The following is a 21910-nucleotide window of genomic DNA, read 5'->3' as shown; positions in this document are numbered from 1 at the left end:
CGTCGCGTGGACCGCGCGTAGCGTAGTGCTGCATGAAACGCGGTGACATCGTCGACGAATTCGTCCTCCCCGACCAGACCGGCAAGCCACGTGAGTTCAGCGAATTCCTGGCCGACGGGCCCGTGGTGCTGTTCTTCTATCCCGCCGCGGGCACACCCGGGTGCACCCGCGAGGCGTGCCACTTCCGGGATCTGGCGAAGGAATTCGCCGACGTCGGCGCGTCCCGCGTGGGGATCAGCCGCGATCCGGTGAGCAAGCAGGCCAAATTCGCGCAAGACCACGGATTCGATTTTCCGGTGCTGTCGGACGCCGACGGCAGCATCGCAGCGGAGTTCGGGGTCAAGCGCGGACTGCTCGGCATGCTCATGCCGGTGCAGCGCAAGACGTTCGTCATCGACACCGACCGCAAGATCCTCGAGGTCATCGGCAGCGAGGTGAACATGAACGTGCATGCCGACAAGGCGCTGGAGGTGCTGCGGGCGCGCCAGTCTGCCTAGTCGTCGCCCAGCAGCACGTCGGCGTCGAAGCAGCTGTGGTCGCCGGTGTGGCACGCCGCGCCGACCTGGTCGACCTCCAGCAGCACGGTGTCGCCGTCGCAGTCCAACCGCACCGAGTGGACGTGCTGGGTATGTCCCGACGTCGCACCCTTGACCCACTGCTCCCGCCGAGAGCGCGAGTAATACGTCGCCTCCCGTGTCTCCAGCGTGCGGGCCAGCGCGTCGTCGTCCATCCACGCCACCATGAGCACCTTTCCGGTGCCGCGCTCCTGGGCGATCGCCGTGATCAGCCCGCTGGCGTCGCGCTTGAGCCGCGACGCGATCGTGGCGTCCAGCGTCATCGCACGACGATCCCTTCTGCCGCCATCGCCGCCTTGACCTCCTTGATCCTGAGCTCCCGGAAATGGAACACGCTGGCGGCGAGCACGGCGTCGGCACCTGCGACAACCGCAGGGGCGAAGTGTTCCACCGTGCCTGCGCCGCCGCTGGCGATGACCGGCACGGTCACCGCCGCGCGCACCGCCCTCAGCATCGGCAGATCGAAGCCGGCCTTGGTGCCGTCGAAGTCCATCGAGTTCAGCAGGATCTCCCCGACCCCGAGTTCGGCGCCGCGCGCTGCCCACCCGACCGCGTCGATGCCGGTGCCCCGCCGGCCTCCGTGCGTGGTCACCTCCCAGCCCGACGGCGTCGGCGCCGAGCCCTCGGGGACGGTGCGGGCGTCGACTGACAGCACGATGCACTGCGACCCGAACTGGCGGGCCAGATCGGCGAGCAGCTCCGGGCGCGCGATCGCCGCGGTGTTGATCGACACCTTGTCCGCGCCCGCACGCAGCAACATGTCGACGTCTTCGACCGAGCGCACCCCGCCGCCCACCGTCAGCGGAATGAACACCTGCTCGGCGGTGCGACGCACCACGTCCAGCATCGTGGCACGCCCCGACGACGAGGCGGTGACGTCGAGGAACGTCAGCTCGTCGGCGCCCTCGGCGTCGTAGGCGGCGGCCAGCTCGACCGGGTCCCCGGCATCGCGCAGGTTCTCGAAGTTCACGCCCTTGACCACCCGGCCTGCGTCGACGTCCAGGCATGGGATTACGCGAACCGCCAGAGTGTCTTGTTTCGAACCCATCAGTACGACTCCGGCGGGCCGACTTCGTTGAGGATCTCGAGGATCTGGCCGTGGCAGTGCGGCACACCCGCGAGTGCCGAACTGGCCGACAAGCTCCAGTCGTTGCCCGCCAGGTCGGTGACGACGCCGCCCGCCGCCCGCACCAGCGCCACCCCGGCGGCATGGTCCCAGATGTGGTCGCCGAAGCTGATCGCACCACCGAGGATCCCGGCTGCGGTGTAGGCCAGGTCGACACCGGTGGCGCCGTGGATCCGCACCCGCGACGACACCCTGCTCAGGTGTTCGAGCACCGCGAGCCGGTACCGGCCCGGAAACCGGCCGCGCCAGTCGACGTTGAACGTGCCGACCCCGACGATCGCGTCGACGAGCTCGGCGGGCCGCAGTGGCTGTTGCTCGGCGCCGTTGCAGCGCAGCGGTCCGCCGAGAACGCCGGTGAAGTGTTCGTTGGTGAATGGCAGCCACGTCAGGCCCGCGACCGGCTCGCCCTCACGCATCAGGCCGAGCAGGATCCCGGCCAGCGGCAGACCCGCGGCGTAGTTGAAGGTGCCGTCGATGGGGTCGAGCACCCACACCAGCGGCGAGTCGACGTCGGCGCCGCCGAACTCCTCGCCGTGCACGTCGATTCCCGTGGCCGACACCAGCGCGTCGACCACCTGTCGTTCGATTGCCAGGTCGATCTCGGTGGCGAAGTCGTTGCCCTTCTTGCGCACCGCGGAGTCGGCGCCGCGCCCCTCGATGAACCGCACGGCGGCCTTGTCGAGGATCACGGCCGCCTCGGCGACCAGGGCATCCAGGTCCGCGACGTCAAGCGCCATTGCGGGCCCTTGCGACCGCGGCCAGCGCCTGCGGCAGCGTGAACCGGCCGGCGTAGAGGGCTTTTCCGACGATCGCGCCCTCGACGCCGATGTCGGTGAGCGTCGCGATCGCGCGCAAGTCCTCGAGGCTGGAGACACCGCCTGACGCGATCACTGGTGCGTCGGTGCACTCCGCGACGGTGGACAGCAGGTCGATGTTGGGTCCGGTCAGCGTGCCGTCTTTGGTCACGTCGGTCACCACGAACCGCGAACACCCCTGGCTGTCAAGGCGTTCCAGCACGTACCACAGATCGCCGCCATCGGTTTCCCAGCCGCGCCCGCGCAGCCGGTGGTCGCCGTCGACGATCCGCACGTCAAGGCCGACCGCGACTTTGTCGCCGTGCTCGGCGATCACCTGGGCGCACCAGTCCGGGTTCTCCAACGCGGCGGTGCCGAGATTCACGCGCGCGCAACCGGTTGCCAGCGCAGCCTTGAGCGACTCGTCGTCGCGGATGCCACCGGAAAGCTCGACGTTGACGTCCAGGCGGCCGATCACCTCGGCCAGCAGTTCACGATTCGAGCCGCGGCCGAACGCCGCGTCGAGGTCGACCAGGTGGATCCACTCGGCGCCGTCGTTCTGCCAGCCGAGCGCCGCGTCCACAGCCGACCCGTATTCGGTTTCGCTGCCGGCCTGGCCCTGCACCAGGCGCACGGCGCGGCCGTCGACCACGTCGACGGCCGGCAGCAGGATGAGAGGCACGTATGCCAACCTAGACCAGCTCCCGAACCCAGTTGCCCAGCAGCGTGGCCCCAGCGTCGCCGCTCTTCTCCGGGTGAAACTGCGTGGCCGACAGTGCCCCGTCCTCGACCGCGGCCAGAAACGGCACGTGGTGAGTGGCCCAGGTCAGCACCGCGGCGGCGTCGCCCTCCCAGCGCTGAGCGGCGTAGGAGTGCACGAAGTAGAAGCGGGCGTCGGGGTCGAGGCCGGCGAACAGCCGGCTGCCGGTGCCCGCTTCCACGACGTTCCAGCCCATGTGCGGGATGACGGGTGCATCCAGCCGTGTGACGGCGCCGGGCCACTGCCCGCAGCCGCTCGATTCGACGCCGAATTCGACGCCGCGGGCGAACAGGATCTGCATGCCCACGCAGACGCCCAGCACCGGACGGCCGCGTGACAGCCGTTCGGCGATGATCTTCTCGCCGCCGATGCCGCGCAGGCCCGACATGCACGCCTCGAACGCGCCCACCCCGGGCACCACAAGCCCGTCGGCAGCGCCGGCCACCGCCGGATCTGCGGTGACCTCGACGTCGGCTCCGACCCGCTGCAGGGCCCGTTGGGCCGAGCGCAGGTTGCCGAAACCGTAGTCCAGGACGACCACGGATTTTTTTGTCACAGAGTGCCTTTCGTGGACGGCACCCCGGACACCCGCGGATCGCGCTCGACGGCCTGGCGCAACGCGCGGGCGACGGCCTTGTACTGCGCCTCGGTGATGTGGTGTGGGTCGCGCCCGTAGAGCGTGCGCACGTGCAGCGCGATCCGGGCGTTCATCGCAAGCGTTTCGAACACGTGCCGGTTGATCACGGTGTGGTAGGGCACGCTGGATCCGGCGATCATGGTGTGGCGCAGATGATCCGGTTCGCCGGTGTGCACGCAGTACGGCCGGCCGGAAACGTCGACGGCCGCGTGCGCGAGGGTCTCGTCCATCGGGATGAACGCGTCGCCGAACCGGCGGATGCCCTTCTTGTCGCCGAGCGCCTTCGCGAGCGCCTGGCCCAGCACGATCGCGGTGTCCTCGATGGTGTGGTGTCCCTCGATCTCGACGTCGCCCTCGGCCCGGACGGTCAGGTCGAAGCTGGCGTGGCTGCCCAGTGAGGTGAGCATGTGGTCGTAGAACGGCACCCCGGTGTCGACGTCGACGACGCCGGTGCCGTCCAAGTCGAGTTCGACGACGATCTTGGACTCCTTGGTGGTGCGCTCCACGCGGGCGCGGCGGTTCTCGGTCACGATGCTCCTAACGGCGTGGTGAGTTCGGTGGCCGCGAGCCGGGCGCTGACCTCCAGCAGCGCGTCGTTCTCGTGGGCCAGACCGGTGGTGGCGCGGAGGTACCCGCGCACGCCGATGTCGCGGATCAGCACCCCGGCGTCCAGGTAGCGTTGCCAGGTCGCCTGTGCATCGGCGAACTCCCCGAACAGCAGAAAATTCGCGTCGCTGTCGATGACACGAAAACCCAGGCCGCGCAACGCTTCCGTGATACGCTCGCGTTCGGCGACCAGCGCGGCGACACTGCCGAGCGTCTCGTCGGCGTGACGCAGCGCGGCTCGGGCAGCGGCCTGCGTGATCGACGACAGGTGATACGGCAGGCGCACCAGCAGCATCGCGTCGATCACGGCCGGTGCGGCGATCAGGTAGCCGAGCCGGCCGCCGGCGAACGCGAAAGCCTTGCTCATGGTGCGGGTGACGACCAGCTTGGTCGGATAGTCCTCGATAAGAGCGATCGCGCTGGGTGCCGCGGAGAATTCGCCGTAGGCCTCGTCGAGGATCAGGATGCCGTTGTTCATCGCGTCGAGCAGTCGCCGTAGGTCGGCGAGCGAAACGCTCTGTCCGGATGGGTTGTTGGGGCTGGCGACGAACACCACGTCGGGCCCGTGCTCTTCGATCGCGGCCACGGCCGCGTCCACGTCCAGGCTGAAGTCGTCGGACCGGTGCGCCTCGAGCCACCGTGTCTGGGTGCCGTCGGAGATGATCGGGTGCATCGAATACGATGGGACGAAGCCGATCGCGCTTCGGCCCGGACCGGCGAACGCCTGCAGCAGCTGCTGCAGGATCTCGTTGGAACCGTTTGCCGCCCAGAGGTTGTCCAAACCGACCGCTACACCGGCCTGGACGGTCAGGTATGCGGCCAGGTCGCGGCGCAGCGCCGTGGCATCGCGGTCGGGATAGCGGTGCAGGTCGACGGCGGCCTCGCGGACCGCCCGGGCGACATCCTCGACCAGCGCCTGCGTCGGCGGGTGCGGATTCTCGTTGGTGTTCAGCCGCACCGGCACGTCGAGTTGCGGCGCGCCGTAGGGCGATTTGCCGCGAAGGTCGTCGCGCAGCGGCAGGTCGTCGAGCGTGACTCGCCGAGCGGTGGGTTCTTCGCGCAGGGGGCTCATCGCTGCTCGAACCTCCGGCGCACCGCCTCGCCGTGCGCGGGCAGGTTCTCGGCCTCGGCCAGCGTGATGACATGTCCCGTCACGTCTTTCAGCGCGGCCTCGGAGTAATCGACGATGTGGATGCCGCGAAGAAAGGTCTGCACCGACAGACCGCTGGAGTGCCGCGCACAACCGGCGGTCGGCAGCACGTGGTTTGAGCCGGCGCAGTAGTCGCCGAGGCTGACCGGCGACCACGGGCCGACGAAAATCGCTCCGGCGGAGCGGATCCGGGCTGCCACACCGGACGCGTCTGCGGTCTGGATCTCGAGGTGTTCCGCCGCGTAGGCGTTGACCACGGACACGCCGGCGTCGATGTCGTCGACGAGGACGATCGCGGACTGGCGCCCGGTGAGCGCCGCCGTCACCCGCTCCCGGTGCACGGTGGTCTCCAGCTGGGCCGCCAGCGCGGACAGCGTCGCGTTGGCCAGGTCCTCACTTGGTGTGACCAGCACGCTGGCGGCCATCTCGTCGTGTTCGGCCTGGCTGATCAGATCGGCGGCGACATGCGCCGGGTCGGCGGTGTGGTCGGCGAGGATCGCGATCTCGGTCGGGCCGGCCTCGGCGTCGATGCCGACCACCGAGCGGCAGATCCGCTTTGCCGCGGTGACGTAGATGTTTCCTGGCCCGGTGATCATGTCGACGGCAGCCAGCTCGGCGCCGTCGGTGTCGGTGCCGCCGTAGGCGAGCAGCGCCACGGCTTGTGCGCCGCCGACGGCCCACACCTCGTCGACCCCCAGCAGCCGTGCCGCCGCGAGGATGGTCGGGTGGGGTAGTCCGCCGAACTCGGCCTGCGGCGGGGTTGCGATGACCAGTGACTCCACCCCGGCGGTCTGGGCCGGTACGACGTTCATCACCACGCTTGACGGGTACACGGCGTTGCCGCCGGGCACATACAGGCCCACGCGCTGCACGGGCACCCAGCGCTCGGTGACGGTGGCGCCCGGGGCCACTGCCGTCGTGGTGTCCGTGCGGCGCTGGTCGTCGTGCACGGCGCGGGCGCGCTGGATCGCGAGCTCGAGCGCGGAGCGCACGCTCTCGTCGAGTTCCCCGAGCGCGTGGTCGAGATCGGCCGTCGGGACGCGGACCGCGGGCGGCCGCACGCCGTCGAACGACGTGCCGTAGTCCAGCGCGGCGTCGGCGCCCCGCTGCGCGACCGCCTCGACGATCGGTCGGACCTTCGGCAGTACCGCGTCGACGTCGACACCCCCGCGCGGCAGTGTGGCCCGCAGCGCGGCCGCGCTCAGCGTGCTGTCGCGCAGGTCGACGCGGGCCATCTGGGGCGGTGGTGCATTCACGCCCACCATTGTCCCAGAGCAGGACAAATCGATATCGCCGCGCGTCGGTACAGTGACGCCAAACCGCATTGGCGAACGGAGCCGTCATGTCCACCAAGGATCATCCCAACAATGCCCCGGGCGTGCCGATGAGGTTCCCGCCCTGGCTGGAGCGCCTGCAGATCAAGTACATCAACCCTGTCTTCCTGCGTGCCGGGCGGTATTTGCCGAGCTTCGCGATCGTCAAGCATCGCGGCCGCACGTCGGGCAAGGACTATGAAACGGTCGTGTCGGCGTACCGCAAGGGGAACCAGCTGGCGATCCTGTTGGCGCACGGCAAGACGAACTGGGTCAAGAACGTGCTCGCCGCGGGTGAGGCCGACGTCCACCTTTTCCGCCGGGATGTGCACGTCACGAATCCACGTGTCTTGCCCGCAGGCACCGGCGACCCGTCCCTGCCGTGGATCGCGCGGCGGGGGGCACGCACGGTGGGTGTGTTCGTCGCGGACATCGCCTGACGCTATGCCCGGCTGAACACGGTCTTGCCGGTCATCGTCGGCCACACCGCGGCGGCGTCGTCCCACGCGACGATGCGGTCGACGGCAGGCGCCAGGTCGCATCCGCCGGCGAGGAGTTCGAGGATCTCCGGGATGGCCGCGCGGGCGTTGACGCGCCCGGTCACGAATTGCACACCGCGCGTGTACATCTGGAGAATCGGCATCTCCACCGAGCCTTGGTAGTAGATCCCGGTGTCGGTGCAGACGCCGTCCGGCCACGTCGCCCGCAACGTGGCGCTCAGCAGCGACGGGTCGGCGGAGGTGTGCACGGTGACCGGGTAGGGGTCCCACGACTTGTCCGGCTTCGGGCGCTCGTGCGCCCGCGCGCCGAGTTTCTCGGCGGCGGCGAGCCGGTGCGTGTCGGTGTCGACATAGTCGACGTGCGCGCCGAGCGCCGCGGCGAACGCCGCCGCGTACAAGCCGATCGACAGCCGGCCGGTCACGAGCACGCGGCGGTCCGCGGGATCGAGGGCCGCCAGGTCCGACCGGAAGGGGCCGACCGCGCGCCAGCCGTCGGGAATGTTGTCCGACAGCGAGGCGATCGACACCGGGTCGACTCCCGTCGGCACCGGCAGGAGCATCGCGTCGGCGTAGGGCACCAGCACCAGGTCAGACATGAAGCCCCCGCCGTCGAGACCGGCGAGCGGACCCAGTCCGTACATCGCCATGAGCGGCACCGACGCACAGGAACCGGTCACCCCTCGCCGGCACTCACGGCAGTCACCGCAGCTGATCTGGAACGGCACGACGACCTTGTCACCGGCCTTGACGGTTGTGACGGCGTCGCCGACCTCGACGACTTCGGCCAGTCCCTCGTGCCCGACGGCGTAACCGGGCGGCAGCGGTGCCAGACCGTGCGAGACCGCGACGTCCAAGTCGCAACAGGCCACCATGAGCGGCCGCACCACCGCCTGCTCCGAGGCTGTGAGCTGCGGGTCGGGAACGTCGCGCCAGGCGCAGCGCCCCGGTTCTTCGTAGGTCAGTTGCCGCATTCCAGCATTCTTGAGTGATCTTTCTAGTATTGTCAAGAGGGTGCCCCGCCCCGATCGCAGCCGCAGCGCCTTGATTGAGACCGCGGGCACCCTGTTCCGGCGGCAGGGCTACGCCGCGACCGGTCTGAACCAGATCCTCGAGGAGGCCGGAGTCAAGGCGGGGTCGCTCTATCACCACTTCCCCGGCGGCAAGCAGGAACTGGCCGCCGCCGTCGTCGAGTCCGCCGGTGGCGACATCGAGAAGCTCCTGCGCCGCGCGCTGGCCGCCGACGTGCCCGTGGAGACGGTCGTGGGCCGGTGGGTGGACCTGCTGGCCGGAGGCCTGGCCGCGGACTGCCGCGACGGCTGCCCCGTGGAGCCGATCGCGACCGAATCGGTGCATGCCAGCGAGTTGGTTCGCCGGGCGTCGGCGCGGGCGTTCAACGGTTGGTGTGCGGCGATCGCCGACCGACTGCGCGCCGATGGATGGGGCGCGGAACAGGCCGCCGACCAAGCCCTGGCCGTCGTGTCGATCATCGAGGGCGCCCTTGTCCTCTCGCGCACGACCGGCGACGTGCGCGCGCTGCGGGCGGCCAGGGCCGCGGCGCAGTCGCTATTGCGGCGCTAGGCCGTTTTCAAAGGTGTGTTTGATGATCGCCGCGGCCTTTTCCATCGCCGCGTGCAGCGGGCCGGCGAGTTCGTCTGGCAGCACACGGGCTAGATGTCGAGGCCGACGTCGAGCACCTGGACGGAGTGGGTCAGCGCGCCGACGGCCAGGTAGTCGACGCCGGTAGCGGCGTACGCGGCAGCCGTGTCCAGCGACAGCCCGCCGGACGACTCCAGCTTCACCCACGGCGCGCGCGCGTCGCGGCGCTGCACCGCGATCTGGGTCTGCCACACGGCGAAGTTGTCCAGCAGCACCAACGCACCGTGGTCGTCGAGATCTTCGCCGAGGACGTCGTCGAGCTGCTCCAGCGAGTCGACCTCGACCTCGCACGGCAGGTCGGGCGCCATGGCGCGGACCGCGCGCAACGCCGCCAGCACCGAGCCGGCGGCGGCGACGTGGTTGTCCTTGATGAGCGCGGCATCGCCGAGCCCCATCCGGTGGTTGACCCCACCGCCGACCCGCACGGCGTACTTCTGCAGCGCCCGCATCCCGGGCAGCGTCTTGCGGGTGTCGCGGATCTGGGCCTTCGTGCCGTCCACGGCGTCCACCCATCGCGCGGTCGCGGTCGCGATCCCGGACAGGTGGCAGACCAGGTTCAACATCGTGCGTTCGGCGGTGAGCAGGCCCTGCGTGCCGGCCTGCAGCCGCACCAGCGGCTCGCCGGGCTGCAGCCGGTCCCCGTCGGACACCCGGTCCAGCACGCGATAACCGTCGGGACCGATCACTTCGTCGAGCACCAGCAGCGCCACGTCGATTCCCGCGACGACGCCGGGCTGCCGGGTGACCATCGCAGCGGCCGCGGTCTCATCGGACCGCACCGTGGCCAGCGTGGTTACGTCCGGGCCGTAACGCAGGTCCTCGTCGAGGGCGCGGCGTATCACCGCGCGGGCCTCGGTGCGCTCGTGGTCGCTGAGTTCCATCAGCAGCACGCCCCGGCCGCCACCTGCGCGTCGACGCTGCGTGCCTGTCCCGGGTCGGGATCCGGGTAGTCGGCGCGGTGGTGGGAGCCGCGGGTTTCGGTGCGCGTCAAGGCCGCTGCGGCGACCGCGCGGGCGGTGGTGGTCAGCGCGATGTCCTCCGCGTCGGCACGGCAGGCCGCGCTCCGGTGCCGGGCACTGTCGAGCTTGTCGATGAGCCGCTGCAGGCCCGCGCCGTCGCGAACCACCGACGCGTGTCGGCTCATCGCTCGCTGTAGTTTGCGACGGGGCAGCGCCGAGTGGGTGACCGGCTCGGGGACCCGGGCGATCACCGCCCCCGCGGCCGCGGCGTGCTCGGCGGCGGCCCTGCCGGCGCGCCCGCCGACGACCAAGCCCTCGAGCAGGCTGTTCGACGCGAGCCGGTTCGCGCCGTGCATGCCGGTGCGCGCCACCTCGCCGGCGGCGAACAGTCCGGCGAGCGCGGTGCGACCGATCACGTCGGTGACCACGCCACCGCAGCTGTAGTGCGCCCCGGGCACCACCGGGATCGGCCTGCGGGTCGGGTCGATGCCCGCCGCCCGGCACGCGGCGGTGACCGTCGGGAATCTGCGCTCGAACCCGGCGATGCCGCGCGCGTCGAGGTACACGCACTGCTCGCCGGTCTCGGCGAGCCGCGCCTCCACCGCGGCCGCGACCACGTCACGCGGAGCAAGGTCGCCCATCGGGTGAACGCCCGCGGTCACCGAACGACCTTGAGCGTCAACGAGTATCGCACCCTCCCCGCGCAACGCCTCGCTGATCAGGGGCCGTCGCCCGTCGCCGTGGCCGTCGAACAGCATCGTCGGGTGGAACTGGATGAACTCGATGTCGGCCACGGCGACGCCGGCCCACAACGCCAGCGCGATGCCGTCGCCCGTGGATCCTTCCGGGTTCGTGGTCGCCCGGTAGAGGTGGCCGAGCCCGCCGGTGGCCAGGATCACCGCGGGCGCGTGCACCACACCCACGCCATCGTCGTTGAGCACCAGCAGCCCGGTCACGCCGTCGGAGTCGTGAAGCACCTGCAGCGCAACGTGATTTCGGCGGATGTCGAGGATGGCGGCAGCGTGGTCCAGCGCACGCTGCACCTCCGCGCCGGTGGCGTCGCCGCCGGCGTGGATGATGCGGTGTCGCGAATGCCCTCCCTCGCGGGTGAGTGACCAGCGGCCGGGCGCCGACTCGTCGAACCGGGCGCCGTCACCGACCAGGTCGGCGATCGCCGCGTAGCCGTCGGCGACGATCGAGCGCACCGCGTCGGGGTCACATAGCCCGCCGCCCGCCGCGACCGTGTCGGCGACGTGGGCGTCCACCGAGTCGTCGGTGAACGGAAGGACCACGGCGATGCCGCCCTGCGCATAGTGGGTGGCGGTCTGCCCGGCTTTGCTCAGCACCATGACCGAGCTGCCCCGTCGATGCGCGGCAAGCGCGGCGGCCAGTCCGGCGACGCCGGTTCCGATCACGACGACGTCGGCCCTGGCATGCCACGAGGGCCTGGTCATTCGCCGCCGCCGGGCTTGCCGATCTCGATCATCCGCTGCACGCTGCGCCGGGCCAGCCGTGCGGTTTCGGGGTCGACGTCGACCTCGTCGGTGCCGTCGATGAGGGAGCGCAGCAGCGCGCCGGGCGTGATCATCTTCATGTACTTGCACGACGCGCGGGCGTTGACGGCGCGGAAGTCGACTTCGGGCGCGGCCCTTCGCAACTGGTGCAGCATGCCGATCTCGGTAGCGACCAGCACCTCGCGGGCGCGGGTGGCGCGGGCGGCGTTGAGCATGCCGCCGGTCGACAGGATCTTGACCCGGTCGGCGGGCACGGCACCTTCGCCGGCCAGGTACAGCGCCGACGTAGCACAGCCGCATTCGGGATGCACGTACAGCTCGGCGTCGGGGTGTGCGCGGGCCTGCTCGGCCAGTTCGCCGCCGTTGATGGCGGCGTGCACGTGGCACTCACCGGCCCAGACGTTGATGTTCGCCCGTCCGGTCACCCGCCGCACGTGTGCGCCGAGGAATTGGTCGGGCAGGAACAGCACCTCGCGGTCGGGATCGATCGATGCCACCACGTCGACGGCGTTGGCCGACGTGCAGCAGATGTCGGTGAGTGCCTTCACCGCGGCGGTGGTGTTGACGTAGGAGACGACCACTGCGGTGGGATGCTCGGCCTTCCACGCGCGCAGCTCGTCAGCCGTGATCGACTCGGCCAGCGAGCATCCCGCCCGCTGGTCAGGAATCAGCACCGTCTTGTTGGGGCTGAGGATCTTCGCGGTCTCGGCCATGAAGTGAACCCCGCAGAACACGATCGTGTCCTCCGGTGCTTCGGCGGCGATGCGGGACAGCGCGAGCGAATCGCCTACGTGGTCGGCGACGTCCTGGATCTCAGGCAGCTGATAGTTGTGCGCGAGCAGCGTGGCGCCGCGCAGCCCGGCCAGGCGGCGCACCTCGGCGGCCCATTCGGCGTTCGGCTCGACGCCGAGCTCGTCAACCCGGTCAACGACGGTCATGGCCGCCTCCTCACGTCGCGGGGTTTTCGACTTATAATCGAAAACATGCCATATGGTAGCACCGAGCACGAAGTGCTGGCCGTCGTGTTCCAGGTTCGTCACCTGGGCACGCCGAAGCCGCAGCTCAGCGTGCTGCTGTGGGAACGGGCGATGAACCCGCAGCGCGGCGCCTGGTCCTTGCCGGGCGGGCGGCTGCGTCATGACGAGGACATGACCAGTTCAGTGCGCCGTCAACTCGCCGAGAAGGTGGACCTGCGCGAGCTCGCCCACCTCGAGCAGCTTGCCGTGTTCTCCGACCCAGCCCGCGTCCCGGGCGCCCGCACGATCGCGTCGACGTTCCTTGGCCTGGTCCCCTCCCCCGCAATTCCGGCGCTGCCGCCCGACACCCGCTGGCATCCGGTCAGCGCGCTGCCGCCGATGGCGTTCGACCACGGGACGATGATCGCCCACGCTCGCACCCGGCTCGTCGCGAAGCTGTCGTATACCAACCTCGGATTTGCCCTGGCGCCCAAGGAATTCGCGCTGTCCACCTTGCGCGACATCTACGGCGCCGCACTGGGCTATCAAGTCGACGCCACGAACCTGCAGCGGGTGCTCGTCCGCCGTGGCGTCATCACCCCGACGGGTACCACCGCCCGCTCGGGACGCAGCGGCGGGCGGCCGGCCGCGCTGTACCGGTTCACCGATTCGCTGCTGCGCGTCACCGACGAATTCGCCGCACTGCGCCCGCCCGGGTGAGTCGATTGGGTTTTAACGTCTTCTTAAGCAAGAATGGCCGCTGGGTCACGAAGGAGTGTCAATGACGGACTCTGCCAGCCTGGCCGCGGCGACCGGGGCTGACTGGATCGGCTGCGCCCCGCACCACGATCTTGCGCGAGGACGCCCGCTGCTGCCGGTGAAAGACCCGTTCTACGAGCCGCCGTCCGGCTACCACCACGCCACGCCCGGCACGGTGTTGCGGTCCCGCGACGTCGAGCTGGCCTTTCTCGGGCTGATCCCGCAGCAGTTCACCGCCGCGCAGCTGCTGTATCGCAGCACCGACATGCACGGGCGGCCCGAGGCGGCCGTCACCACCGTGCTGGTGCCGGCTGAGCGTGGGCCCGAGAAGGTCTGCCCTGTGGTGTCTTATCAGTGCGCAATCGACGCGGTGGCGTCGCGCTGTTTTCCGTCATATGCCCTGCGGCGCGGGGCCAGGGCCGTGGGCGCTCTGGCCCAGTTCGAATTCCTGCTGATCGCCGCGGCGCTGGCGGAGGGCTGGGCCGTCTCGGTACCCGACCACGAAGGCACTCACGGCGCGTGGGGCACGCCATACGAGCCCGGCTACCGCGTGCTCGACGGCGTCCGCGCCGCTCTCAGCTGCGAACGATTGGACCTGTCGGCCGGGGCGCCGGTCGGGCTGTGGGGCTATTCCGGCGGCGGGCTGGCGTCCGCGTGGGCCGCCGAGGTGGCCGCCGACTACGCCCCCGAACTGGGCGTCGTCGGGGCAGTGCTCGGCTCGCCGGTCGGCGACCTGGGGCACGCGTTCGAGCGGCTGAACGGAACGTTCTACTCGGGCTTGCCCGCCATGGTTATCGCGGCCCTCGGCCATGTCTTCCCCGAGCTCGACCGGGTGATCCAGCGGCACGCCACCGACGAGGGCCGCGCGTTGCTTGAGTCGCTGGAGAAGATGACCACCATCCGCGCGGTCATCCGCATGGCGCGACGCAACATCGACTCCTTCGTCAACAAGCCGCTGGACGAGGTCCTCGACGAGCCCGAAGTCCGGTACATCCTCGACCGCATCAGGCTCGGCAGCGCGGCCCCCAGGCTCCCCGTGCTGATTCTGCAGGCGGTGCACGACAGGATCGTGGGCGTCGACGACATCGACGACCTGGCGGAGGCCTACCGTTTCGGCGGTGCGGCGGTCACATATCACCGCGATCTGTTCAGCGAACACATGCTGCTGCACCCGATGTCGGCGCCGATGACGTTGCGATGGCTGCGGGACCGCTTCGCGGGCCGGCCGCTCGACGAACACCTGGTGCGCACCACCTGGCCCACCCTGTTTAACCCGTCGACCTACAGGGGCATGATTCGGTTGGGGCTGATCGCCGCGAAGGTCATCACCGGCCGGCGGCTCCATCGGCGTCCGCTGTCGGAGGCCGACGAGTAACGCGAGTAAGGAGGGTTCCGGTGAAGACCGCGATCTGCGACATGCTTGGCATCGACCTTCCGCTACTGGCCTTCAGTCACTGCCGCGACGTGGTCGCCGCCGTCACCAACGCGGGCGGGTTCGGGGTCCTCGGCGCGTCGACGCATACCCCGGAGCAGCTCGAGCAGGAGCTCGCGTGGGTGGACGCCGAGGTGCGCGGCAAGCCCTACGGGGTCGACATCATCGTGCCGGAGAAGTACACGGGCAAGGGCCGGAGTTTGACGTCCGAGCAGGTCGCCGACATGATCCCGGGCGAGCACCGCGACTACGTCAGCGCGCTACTCAAAGACCACGGCATCGAGCCGATGGAGCGGTCACGGCCGCCGCGGGTGGCGATCTCCGACGACGCCGGCGACGCGCTGCTGCAGGTGGCGTTTTCCCATCCGATCAAGCTGATCGCCAACGCGCTCGGCAGGCCGCCGAAGTCGATGCTCGAGGCCGGCAGGGCGCACGGCGTGCCGGTCGCCGCGCTGGTCGGGGCGCGCGAACACGCGATCAGGCAAGTCGAGGCCGGGGTCGACATTCTCGTCGCGGCGGGCACCGAGGCGGGCGGGCACTGCGGCGAGGTGACGACGATGGTGCTGGTCCCCGAAGTGATCGAAGCGATCGAGTCCATCCGGCCGGTTCCCGTGCTGGCCGCCGGCGGCATCGTCACGGGCAGGCAGATGGCCGCCGCGGTCGCGATGGGCGCCGCGGGCGCCTGGACGGGGTCGGTGTGGCTGACCACCGAGGAGGCCGAGACGGCCCCCTACACCAAGCAGCGGATGCTGGCGGCTACCTCCCGCGACACCATCCGCTCGACTTGCCGGACCGGAAAGCCGACGCGGCAGCTGAAGTCGGACTGGACCGAGGCGTGGGAGTCAGGAAAAGGACCCGATCCGCTGCCGATGCCGCTGCAGTCGATGCTCAGCGAGCCCGTCCTGCGCCGCATCGACACCCTGGCCGGCAACGGCGACGAGGGCGCCCGCGCGCTGGCCACGTACTGGGTCGGCCAGGGCGTCGGGCTGATGAACAGCGTCAAGCCGGCGCGCCAGGTTGTCTACGAGTTCGCGCAGGACTATCTGGATGCCGCCCAACGGCTAGCCAACAGCCTGGGGGACTGACGGTTCGGCGCCGTCGCCGACGCCGAGGTCGTCGTGCGCCGATGCCGCCACCATCGTTGCGTAGGCCAGGGCCCCGGCGGCGGCGGGCAGCAGCAGTGTCGTCAGCACCTGCAACAGCGCGTGGCCGAAGAACACCGTCGGAGCCTCGGTGACGTAGTGCACGCGATGTTGCGGCGACACCGGGGCGGCGGCGACGTTGACCGCGCCGTAGCGCAGCCGGGCCAGTCCCGCGCCGACGGCGGTCGCGACGGCACCGGCGGCGGCGCCCCCGAGCACCAGCGCAACCACCATGGCGGGACCGCGGCGCTTTCGCCACTGCCACACGAGGACCGCCGCGACGACCGCGACGGCGATCAGCAGGCCGACCATCATCACGGCCGAGACGAAGAAGTGGTCGGCCTCGTTGCCGAGGTAGACGTGCAACCGCTGGCCCGACTTGTTCAGCGCGACCGCGCCGTGCACGGGCGGGGCCACCAGCACCCAGACACCGCCCACCAGCGCGCCCGCGACCGCGAACCCGGCGACCACCACCGCGACTGCCCGCGTCATCGGCGCGTCTCCAGATCCTTGGAGTCCACCCGGCCGTGCCGTGAGCACTGCGCCCACCAGCCGTCGGGTCGGACCTGAACCAACATCCGTCGGCCGCACTCGGGGCAGAACCGCGGTGGCTCGAGCCCGAGCTGCGCCGCCGCGGGCACCGCGGTGCCGTCGGGTTCGCCGGTGTAGACGTTGAACATGCCTACCTGTCTACAGCGTGGCGTTCAGCGCCTTGACGGGCATCTGCAGGTCGTCGAGTAGTTCTAGGTCGGCCTCGGCCGGGCGGCCCAGCGTGGTCAGGTAGTTGCCGACGATCACGGCGTTGATTCCGCCGAGGATGCCCCGCTTCGCGCCCAGGTCGCCGAGCGTGATTTCCCGCCCGCCGGCGAACCGGAGCATCGTTCGCGGCAGCGCGAGCCGGAATGCGGCCACCGCCTTGAGCGCCTCGGAGGCCGGCAACACGTCCAGGTCCCCGAACGGCGTGCCGGGGCGCGGGTTCAGGAAGTTCAGCGGCACCTCGTCGGGATCGAGTTCGGCGAGGTTTGCCGCGAATTCGGCTCGCTGCTCGAGGGTTTCGCCCATCCCGAGGATGCCGCCGCAGCAGACCTCCATGCCGGCGTCGCGGACCATCGACAGCGTGTCCCAGCGCTCCTCCCAGGTGTGGGTGGTGACGACGTTTCCGAAGTACGACCGCGCGGTCTCCAGGTTGTGGTTGTAGCGGTGCACGCCCATCGCGGCCAGGCGGTCGACCTGTTCTTGGGTCAGCATGCCCAGCGAGCACGCGATCTGGATGTGGACCTCGTTGCGGATGGCCTCGATGCCCGCGGCGACCTGAGCCAGCAGCCGTTCGTCGGGACCGCGCACCGCGGCGACGATGCAAAACTCCGTCGCGCCGGTCTTCGCGGTCTGCTTGGCGGCTTCGACCAGGCTGGGCACGTCGAGCCACGCGCTGCGCACCGGCGACGAGAAAAGCCCGGACTGCGAGCAGAAGTGGCAGTCCTCCGGGCAGCCGCCGGTCTTGAGGCTGATGATGCCCTCGACCTCGACTTCGGGTCCGCACCAGCGCATCCGCACCTCGTGGGCGAGCGCGAGCAGCTCCTCGAGCCGGTCGTTCGCCAGCCGCAACACCTCGAGCACCTGGTCCTGGTCCAGGCCTTCGCCCCGGTCCAGCACCTGCTCGCGGGCCAGCGCGATGATGTCGTCGGTCACGCGTGATCCTCTCGACGGCGACTTGAACGGTGTTCAGGTTAGGGTAGCGGCGTGCAGCTGCACAAACGGGACGTTGTCGACGCGGCGACGGCGCTGCTGGACGAGTACGGCATCGCGGATCTGACCATGCGCCGCCTGGCCCGCGAACTCGACGTCAGCCCCGGGGCGCTGTACTGGCATTTCGCGAACAAACAGCAGCTACTCGGCGCTGTCGCCGACCGGATTCTGCAACCCGCGTGCGCGGACGTGCCGACCGCGGCCTGGCGTCAGCGCGTCGAAGTGATCGGCGCGCGGCTGCGGGACGCCCTGCTGTCGCATACCGACGGCGCCGAGTTGGTATCGGCCAGCTTCGCGGCCGGGCAGTCGCGCGCCGCCGTTCAGATCGTGTCTCGCCTGGCGGATGCGGCCGGCGCGGCCGGCGTCGCGCCCGAACAGGCGGACCTCGCGGCCCGGACGCTCGTGTACTACGTGCTCGGGTTCACCGCCGACGAGCAGTCCCGCCTGCAGTGGGACGCCGCCGGGGCGTTGGCCGACGAGCAGTCGGTGCTGTCGGCGGACGCCGGTGGCCGGTTCGGGTTCGGGCTGCGGCTGCTGGTTCACGGCATCGCGGCCCACCGCGCCGAAATCTCCCGTTAAGGGATTTCGTATTCGATGCGGTTTGTGCCGTCCCAGCGACGGAGGCCTACGACGCTGGCGATGACGTCCCGGGCAAGCTTGCGGATCGTCACGGCACGGGCCAGCTGCGGCGGGTCAACGCGGCGTGCCATCGTCAGGTGCGGGGTCCACTGCCCCGGAAGGGTGTTCGACGCCGGGCCGGGCACGAGGTAGGGCAGGCAGATGCGGTGCACCTCGGCCTGAAGTGCCAGCAGCGCCGCGGTCGGCACGACGAGCCGCACGAGCGTGAATCGCGACTCGCCGAACACCATCGGCGCGCCGATCAGGCACCGCAACGGCAACTGCCGGGTCACCGGTGACAGCAGCTCATCGACATCGGTCGAGATCTCTTCGGCGACAACCAAAGTCACGTGGGGCCGACTCGCCTGCCCCGGGCTGCGCAGGCCCGCTTCCGATAGCGCCTCCCACACGCGGCGGGTCGTCGACTCGGTATCCGGGTCGAGGAGCAGCTCGACCGAGTGAACCACTAGGCGACCAGTCCCGTCAGCCACTCGGCGTCGACTTCGGCGGCGCTCATCCGCGCGAACTCGTCGGCGCTCAACGTGCTTGCCCCCGCCGGCAGCACCGCCCGCAGCGGCGCCAGCCGACCCAGCGCCTCGCGGTTGGATTCCTCGACGACACCGGGCTGCCCGGGCCACCGGCCGATGACCAGTCCGGCACACGAAATACCCTCCCTGGCAAGGGCTTCCAGTGTCAGCGCGGTATGGTTTAGCGTGCCCAGCTCCGGCGTCGTCACCACCAGCACCGGGGCGTGAAGATCGATGGCCAACTCACGCAGTGTCGTCCCGTCGGACCCGAGCTCCACCAGAAGCCCTCCGGCGCCCTCCACGAACGTCAACTGGCGGGAGCGGTCGACAGCCCGCACGAACACGTCCAGTTCCACGCGACTGGGCAGCGGCACCGCCGAAAGCTGTGCGGCGGCCACCGGCGCCAGCGGCTCGGGATAGCGCCACGACCCGACGACGTTGTCCGCGCCGGACAACCGGCGGACCTCGGCCAGGTCGTCGTCGCCTGCAGCGGTGCCCGTCTGCACCGGCTTGCACACCGCGACATCGATGCCTGCCTGCCGCGCCCTGCTGGCCAGTGCGGCGGTGGCGACGGTCTTGCCGACCCCGGTGCCGGTGCCGGTGATCACCAGCACGCTCACGTTCGGTTCGCGGCGAGCACTTCCGTCAGCACCCGGCGCGCGGTCTGGAGTTCGTCGTCCGTCAGCGACGCCCGCGCGGTCAGCCGCAACCGCGACGTGCCCGGCGGCACCGACGGTGGCCGGAAGCACCCCACCCGCACGCCGCGGTCGAGGCACGCGGCGGCGGCGGCGACGGTCACCTCCGGCTCGCCGAGGATCACCGAAACCACGGCCGACTCGGGGGTGTCGGCCACACCGCACGTGCGGGCCAGGTCGGCGGCGTTGCGCAGCACGGCCTGCGGCAGGTCCGGCCGGTCGATCAGAATGCGCAGCGCGGCCAGCGCGGCGCCGAGCGCCGCGGGCGCAAGGCCCGTGTCGAAGATGAACGGCCGGCCGGCGTCAATCAGGTGGTCGCGCACCGCGACGGGCCCGAGGACCGCGCCGCCCTGACTGCCCAGCGCCTTCGACAGCGTCGTCGTCATCACGATGTCCGGCGCGCCGGCCAGCCCGACCTCCTGCAGGAGGCCTCGGCCGCCGCCTCGAACGCCGAGCCCGTGCGCCTCGTCGACGACCAGCAGCGCGCCGTGCTCGCGGCACGCGTCGTAGAGCCGCGGCAGCTGGGCCAACACGCCATCGGCGCTGAACACCGAGTCGGTGACGACGACCGCGCGTTCCTCGGTCCGGTCGGCGAGTGCGGCCCGGACCGCGCCGACGTCGCGGTGCGGGCTGACCACGACCCGGGCCCGCGACAGCCGGCAGGCGTCGACGAGGGACGCGTGGCTGCGCGCGTCGGAGACCAGCAGCGCGCGCGGGCCGGTCAGCCCCACCACCGCGGCCAGGTTCGCGGTGTACCCCGACGAGAAGACCAGACCCGCCTCCGCGCCGACGAAAGCGGCCAGCGCGGACTCGAACTCCTCATGCAACTCGGTGTTGCCGGTCACCAGCCGGGAGCCCGTCGACCCCGCGCCCCACGTCCGCAACGCCTGCACGCCACCGTCGATCACGGCGGGATGCTGCGACAGCCCCAGGTAATCGTTGGAGGCGAGGTCCACCTCGGCACCGACGGGCGATCGCGTCCGCAGCGACCGGCGCAGCCCGGTCCGGCGCCGCTGCTGCTCGACGTCGTCGAGCCACGCCAGCGGTGACATGTCGGTCCCGGCCCTTGTCATCTCGCTCTACCCTAAGGCTTCGCCCACCGCGGCGGCGGCCGCGACCATCGCGGAGGTGACCCGCTCGATCTCGTCGGGCGTGCAGATGTACGGCGGCATCGCGTAGATCAGGTTGCGGAACGGCCGCAGCCAGACTCCGCGATCCAGTGCCGCCGCGGTCGCCTGCGCCAGATGTACCGGCTGGCGCATCTCGACCACCCCGACTGCCCCGCGGATCCGCACGTCGGCGACGCCGGGCAGCCCCGCCGCCGGTTTCAGGCCGGACCGCAAACCGGCTTCGATCTCGCACACCCGGGTCCGCCAGTCCTGGCCGAGCAGTAGCTCGACGGAGGCCACCGACACCGCGCACGCCAGCGCGTTGGCCATGAACGTCGGCCCGTGCATCAGCGCACCGGGCTCGTGGGAGCTGATCGTGTCGGCGATCTCGCGGGTGCACAGGGTCGCGGCCAGTGTGAGGTAGCCACCGGTCAGAGCCTTTCCGACGCACATGACGTCGGGCGCGACGCCGGCGTGGTCGGCGGCGAACAGCTCACCGGTCCGGCCGAAGCCGGTCGCGATCTCGTCGAAGATCAGCAGCACGTCGTGACGGCAGCACGCTGCGCGCAGGTCGAAGAGGTAGCGCGGATCGTGAAAGCGCATCCCGCCGGCGCCCTGCACGACAGGCTCGACGATCACCGCGGCCAGCTCGTGGGCGTGCCCGGCCAGCTGCTCCTCGAACGCGGCGCTGTAGCAGGGGTCGTAGTCGGCGGGCACCTGCGGCGCGAACACCTGCGGGGTGAGCACGTCGGTCCACAGCGAGTGCATGCCGCCGTCCGGGTCGCAGACGCTCATCGGGGTGAAGGTGTCGCCGTGGTATCCGCCGCGCCAGGTCATCAGCCGGTGTTTGGCCGGCCGTCCCAGGCTCCGCCAGTACTGCAGAGCCGTCTTGATGGCGACCTCGACTGACACCGAGCCGGAGTCGGAGAAGAACACGGTGTCGAGGCCGTCGGGGGTGACCTCGACCAGCAGTTGCGCCAGCCTCGCCGCGGGCTCGTGGGTGAGCCCGCCGAACATCACGTGGTTCATTCTCGACAGCTGTGCGGTGATCGCCGCGTCGAGCACCGGGTGGCCGTGCCCGTGGATCGCGGTCCACCACGAGCTCATCCCGTCGAGGACCTCGACGCGACGCCCGTGGCGGATGACTGTGATCCGGGCACCTCGGGCGCCGACGGCGACCAGCGGCTTCCACACTCCGGCGCCGATCGGGCTGTACGGATGCCAGATGTGCGCGGCGTCGATCGCGCTGATCTCCTCGGGTGTCAACGCGGGCACGGAGAACGAGCCTAACCGAGGCCACGGCGTCCACCCGTTTGGCTTTGCTCGCCGCCGCGCG

The 21910-nt window shown here is 70.5% G+C and carries 26 protein-coding genes; 7 read left to right on the top strand and 19 right to left on the bottom strand.

Features of this window, described 5'->3' with window-relative positions:
* The first annotated feature begins 32 nt into the window (after window positions 1-32).
* Complete coding sequence (locus VKG81_RS18460; protein WP_324398019.1) at window positions 33-497, top strand: peroxiredoxin; 465 nt, start codon at window positions 33-35, stop codon at window positions 495-497.
* On the opposite strand, the gene hisI is transcribed toward VKG81_RS18460, so the two are convergent.
* Genes hisI through hisD form a run of 8 tightly spaced genes read right to left on the bottom strand, consistent with a single transcriptional unit; the run spans window position 494 to window position 6913 of the window.
* A complete protein-coding gene (hisI, locus tag VKG81_RS18455) occupies window positions 494-838 on the bottom strand; it encodes a phosphoribosyl-AMP cyclohydrolase (RefSeq protein ID WP_324398018.1) in 345 nt (114 codons plus the stop codon). The genes VKG81_RS18460 and hisI overlap by 4 nt on opposite strands.
* Window positions 835-1623 (bottom strand): imidazole glycerol phosphate synthase subunit HisF, encoded by a 789-nt coding sequence (gene hisF, locus VKG81_RS18450; RefSeq protein WP_324398017.1) that lies wholly within the window; start codon window positions 1621-1623, stop codon window positions 835-837. The genes hisI and hisF overlap by 4 nt, the downstream gene beginning before the upstream one ends.
* Window positions 1623-2438 (bottom strand): inositol monophosphatase, encoded by an 816-nt coding sequence (locus VKG81_RS18445; RefSeq protein ID WP_324398016.1) that lies wholly within the window; start codon window positions 2436-2438, stop codon window positions 1623-1625. The genes hisF and VKG81_RS18445 overlap by 1 nt, the downstream gene beginning before the upstream one ends.
* A complete protein-coding gene (priA, locus tag VKG81_RS18440) occupies window positions 2428-3177 on the bottom strand; it encodes a bifunctional 1-(5-phosphoribosyl)-5-((5-phosphoribosylamino)methylideneamino)imidazole-4-carboxamide isomerase/phosphoribosylanthranilate isomerase PriA (protein ID WP_324398014.1) in 750 nt (249 codons plus the stop codon). The genes VKG81_RS18445 and priA overlap by 11 nt, the downstream gene beginning before the upstream one ends.
* Window positions 3178-3187: 10 nt before the next feature.
* Window positions 3188-3811, bottom strand: a complete 624-nt coding sequence (gene hisH / locus VKG81_RS18435; protein ID WP_324398012.1) for an imidazole glycerol phosphate synthase subunit HisH — start codon at window positions 3809-3811, stop codon at window positions 3188-3190.
* Window positions 3808-4425, bottom strand: coding sequence for an imidazoleglycerol-phosphate dehydratase HisB (hisB, locus tag VKG81_RS18430; RefSeq protein ID WP_324398033.1), 618 nt, complete (start codon window positions 4423-4425; stop codon window positions 3808-3810). Before hisB ends, hisH begins: the two co-directional genes overlap by 4 nt.
* Entirely contained in the window at window positions 4419-5570 is a 1152-nt protein-coding gene (locus VKG81_RS18425) for a histidinol-phosphate transaminase (RefSeq protein ID WP_324398011.1), read from the bottom strand. Before VKG81_RS18425 ends, hisB begins: the two co-directional genes overlap by 7 nt.
* Window positions 5567-6913, bottom strand: a complete 1347-nt coding sequence (gene hisD, locus VKG81_RS18420) for a histidinol dehydrogenase (RefSeq protein ID WP_414685318.1) — start codon at window positions 6911-6913, stop codon at window positions 5567-5569. Before hisD ends, VKG81_RS18425 begins: the two co-directional genes overlap by 4 nt.
* A 77-nt stretch (window positions 6914-6990) precedes the next feature.
* Between hisD and VKG81_RS18415 the strand changes: the two genes are divergently transcribed.
* On the top strand, window positions 6991-7401 hold the full coding sequence (locus tag VKG81_RS18415) for a nitroreductase family deazaflavin-dependent oxidoreductase (RefSeq protein WP_324398010.1): 411 nt from the start codon (window positions 6991-6993) through the stop codon (window positions 7399-7401).
* Between the two features lie 2 nt (window positions 7402-7403).
* Here VKG81_RS18415 and VKG81_RS18410 read toward each other — a convergent pair whose 3' ends face one another.
* Window positions 7404-8432, bottom strand: a complete 1029-nt coding sequence (locus VKG81_RS18410; RefSeq protein WP_324398009.1) for an alcohol dehydrogenase catalytic domain-containing protein — start codon at window positions 8430-8432, stop codon at window positions 7404-7406.
* 40 nt (window positions 8433-8472) lie between these two features.
* Here VKG81_RS18410 and VKG81_RS18405 point away from each other — a divergent pair, with 40 nt between their 5' ends.
* Complete coding sequence (locus VKG81_RS18405) at window positions 8473-9039, top strand: TetR/AcrR family transcriptional regulator (protein WP_324398008.1); 567 nt, start codon at window positions 8473-8475, stop codon at window positions 9037-9039.
* An 89-nt stretch (window positions 9040-9128) separates the two neighbouring features.
* Here VKG81_RS18405 and nadC read toward each other — a convergent pair whose 3' ends face one another.
* Genes nadC through nadA form a run of 3 tightly spaced genes read right to left on the bottom strand, consistent with a single transcriptional unit; the run spans window position 9129 to window position 12528 of the window.
* Entirely contained in the window at window positions 9129-9998 is an 870-nt protein-coding gene (nadC, locus tag VKG81_RS18400) for a carboxylating nicotinate-nucleotide diphosphorylase (RefSeq protein ID WP_324398031.1), read from the bottom strand.
* Entirely contained in the window at window positions 9998-11530 is a 1533-nt protein-coding gene (locus VKG81_RS18395) for an L-aspartate oxidase (protein ID WP_324398007.1), read from the bottom strand. Before VKG81_RS18395 ends, nadC begins: the two co-directional genes overlap by 1 nt.
* Window positions 11527-12528 (bottom strand): quinolinate synthase NadA, encoded by a 1002-nt coding sequence (gene nadA, locus VKG81_RS18390; RefSeq protein ID WP_324398006.1) that lies wholly within the window; start codon window positions 12526-12528, stop codon window positions 11527-11529. The genes VKG81_RS18395 and nadA overlap by 4 nt, the downstream gene beginning before the upstream one ends.
* Before the next feature lie 45 nt (window positions 12529-12573).
* On the opposite strand from nadA, the gene VKG81_RS18385 reads away from it, so the two are divergent.
* From VKG81_RS18385 to VKG81_RS18375, 3 genes are all read left to right on the top strand, one after another.
* A complete protein-coding gene (locus VKG81_RS18385; protein ID WP_324398005.1) occupies window positions 12574-13266 on the top strand; it encodes an NUDIX hydrolase in 693 nt (230 codons plus the stop codon).
* A gap of 61 nt (window positions 13267-13327) precedes the next feature.
* Complete coding sequence (locus tag VKG81_RS18380) at window positions 13328-14680, top strand: lipase family protein (protein ID WP_324398004.1); 1353 nt, start codon at window positions 13328-13330, stop codon at window positions 14678-14680.
* A gap of 20 nt (window positions 14681-14700) precedes the next feature.
* A complete protein-coding gene (locus tag VKG81_RS18375; RefSeq protein WP_324398003.1) occupies window positions 14701-15822 on the top strand; it encodes a nitronate monooxygenase in 1122 nt (373 codons plus the stop codon).
* On the opposite strand, the gene VKG81_RS18370 is transcribed toward VKG81_RS18375, so the two are convergent.
* From VKG81_RS18370 to bioB, 3 genes are read right to left on the bottom strand one after another with little or no spacing between them, the layout of a single operon-like run.
* Window positions 15799-16371, bottom strand: a complete 573-nt coding sequence (locus VKG81_RS18370) for a DUF2567 domain-containing protein (protein ID WP_324398001.1) — start codon at window positions 16369-16371, stop codon at window positions 15799-15801. The two genes, VKG81_RS18375 and VKG81_RS18370, sit on opposite strands and share 24 nt — an antisense overlap.
* Entirely contained in the window at window positions 16368-16559 is a 192-nt protein-coding gene (locus tag VKG81_RS18365) for a hypothetical protein (RefSeq protein WP_324398000.1), read from the bottom strand. The genes VKG81_RS18370 and VKG81_RS18365 overlap by 4 nt, the downstream gene beginning before the upstream one ends.
* 10 nt (window positions 16560-16569) lie before the next feature.
* Entirely contained in the window at window positions 16570-17568 is a 999-nt protein-coding gene (gene bioB, locus VKG81_RS18360) for a biotin synthase BioB (RefSeq protein ID WP_324397999.1), read from the bottom strand.
* A 51-nt stretch (window positions 17569-17619) separates the two neighbouring features.
* Here bioB and VKG81_RS18355 point away from each other — a divergent pair, with 51 nt between their 5' ends.
* Entirely contained in the window at window positions 17620-18204 is a 585-nt protein-coding gene (locus VKG81_RS18355) for a TetR family transcriptional regulator (RefSeq protein ID WP_324397998.1), read from the top strand.
* Here the strand turns inward: VKG81_RS18355 and VKG81_RS18350 are convergent.
* Genes VKG81_RS18350 through VKG81_RS18335 form a run of 4 tightly spaced genes read right to left on the bottom strand, consistent with a single transcriptional unit; the run spans window position 18201 to window position 21849 of the window.
* On the bottom strand, window positions 18201-18710 hold the full coding sequence (locus tag VKG81_RS18350) for a 2'-5' RNA ligase family protein (protein ID WP_324397997.1): 510 nt from the start codon (window positions 18708-18710) through the stop codon (window positions 18201-18203). The genes VKG81_RS18355 and VKG81_RS18350 overlap by 4 nt on opposite strands.
* Entirely contained in the window at window positions 18710-19390 is a 681-nt protein-coding gene (bioD, locus tag VKG81_RS18345; RefSeq protein ID WP_324397996.1) for a dethiobiotin synthase, read from the bottom strand. Before bioD ends, VKG81_RS18350 begins: the two co-directional genes overlap by 1 nt.
* Window positions 19387-20538 (bottom strand): 8-amino-7-oxononanoate synthase, encoded by a 1152-nt coding sequence (locus VKG81_RS18340; protein ID WP_324397995.1) that lies wholly within the window; start codon window positions 20536-20538, stop codon window positions 19387-19389. The genes bioD and VKG81_RS18340 overlap by 4 nt, the downstream gene beginning before the upstream one ends.
* A gap of 6 nt (window positions 20539-20544) precedes the next feature.
* Window positions 20545-21849 (bottom strand): adenosylmethionine--8-amino-7-oxononanoate transaminase, encoded by a 1305-nt coding sequence (locus tag VKG81_RS18335; protein ID WP_324397994.1) that lies wholly within the window; start codon window positions 21847-21849, stop codon window positions 20545-20547.
* Window positions 21850-21910 lie beyond the last annotated feature (61 nt).

Origin of the sequence: Mycobacterium sp., assembly GCF_035314905.1 — a bacterium.
In the GTDB taxonomy this organism is placed as follows: domain Bacteria; phylum Actinomycetota; class Actinomycetes; order Mycobacteriales; family Mycobacteriaceae; genus Mycobacterium.
Note: the sequence above shows the minus strand (reverse complement) of the source record. Positions and strands in the feature narration are given on the sequence as shown.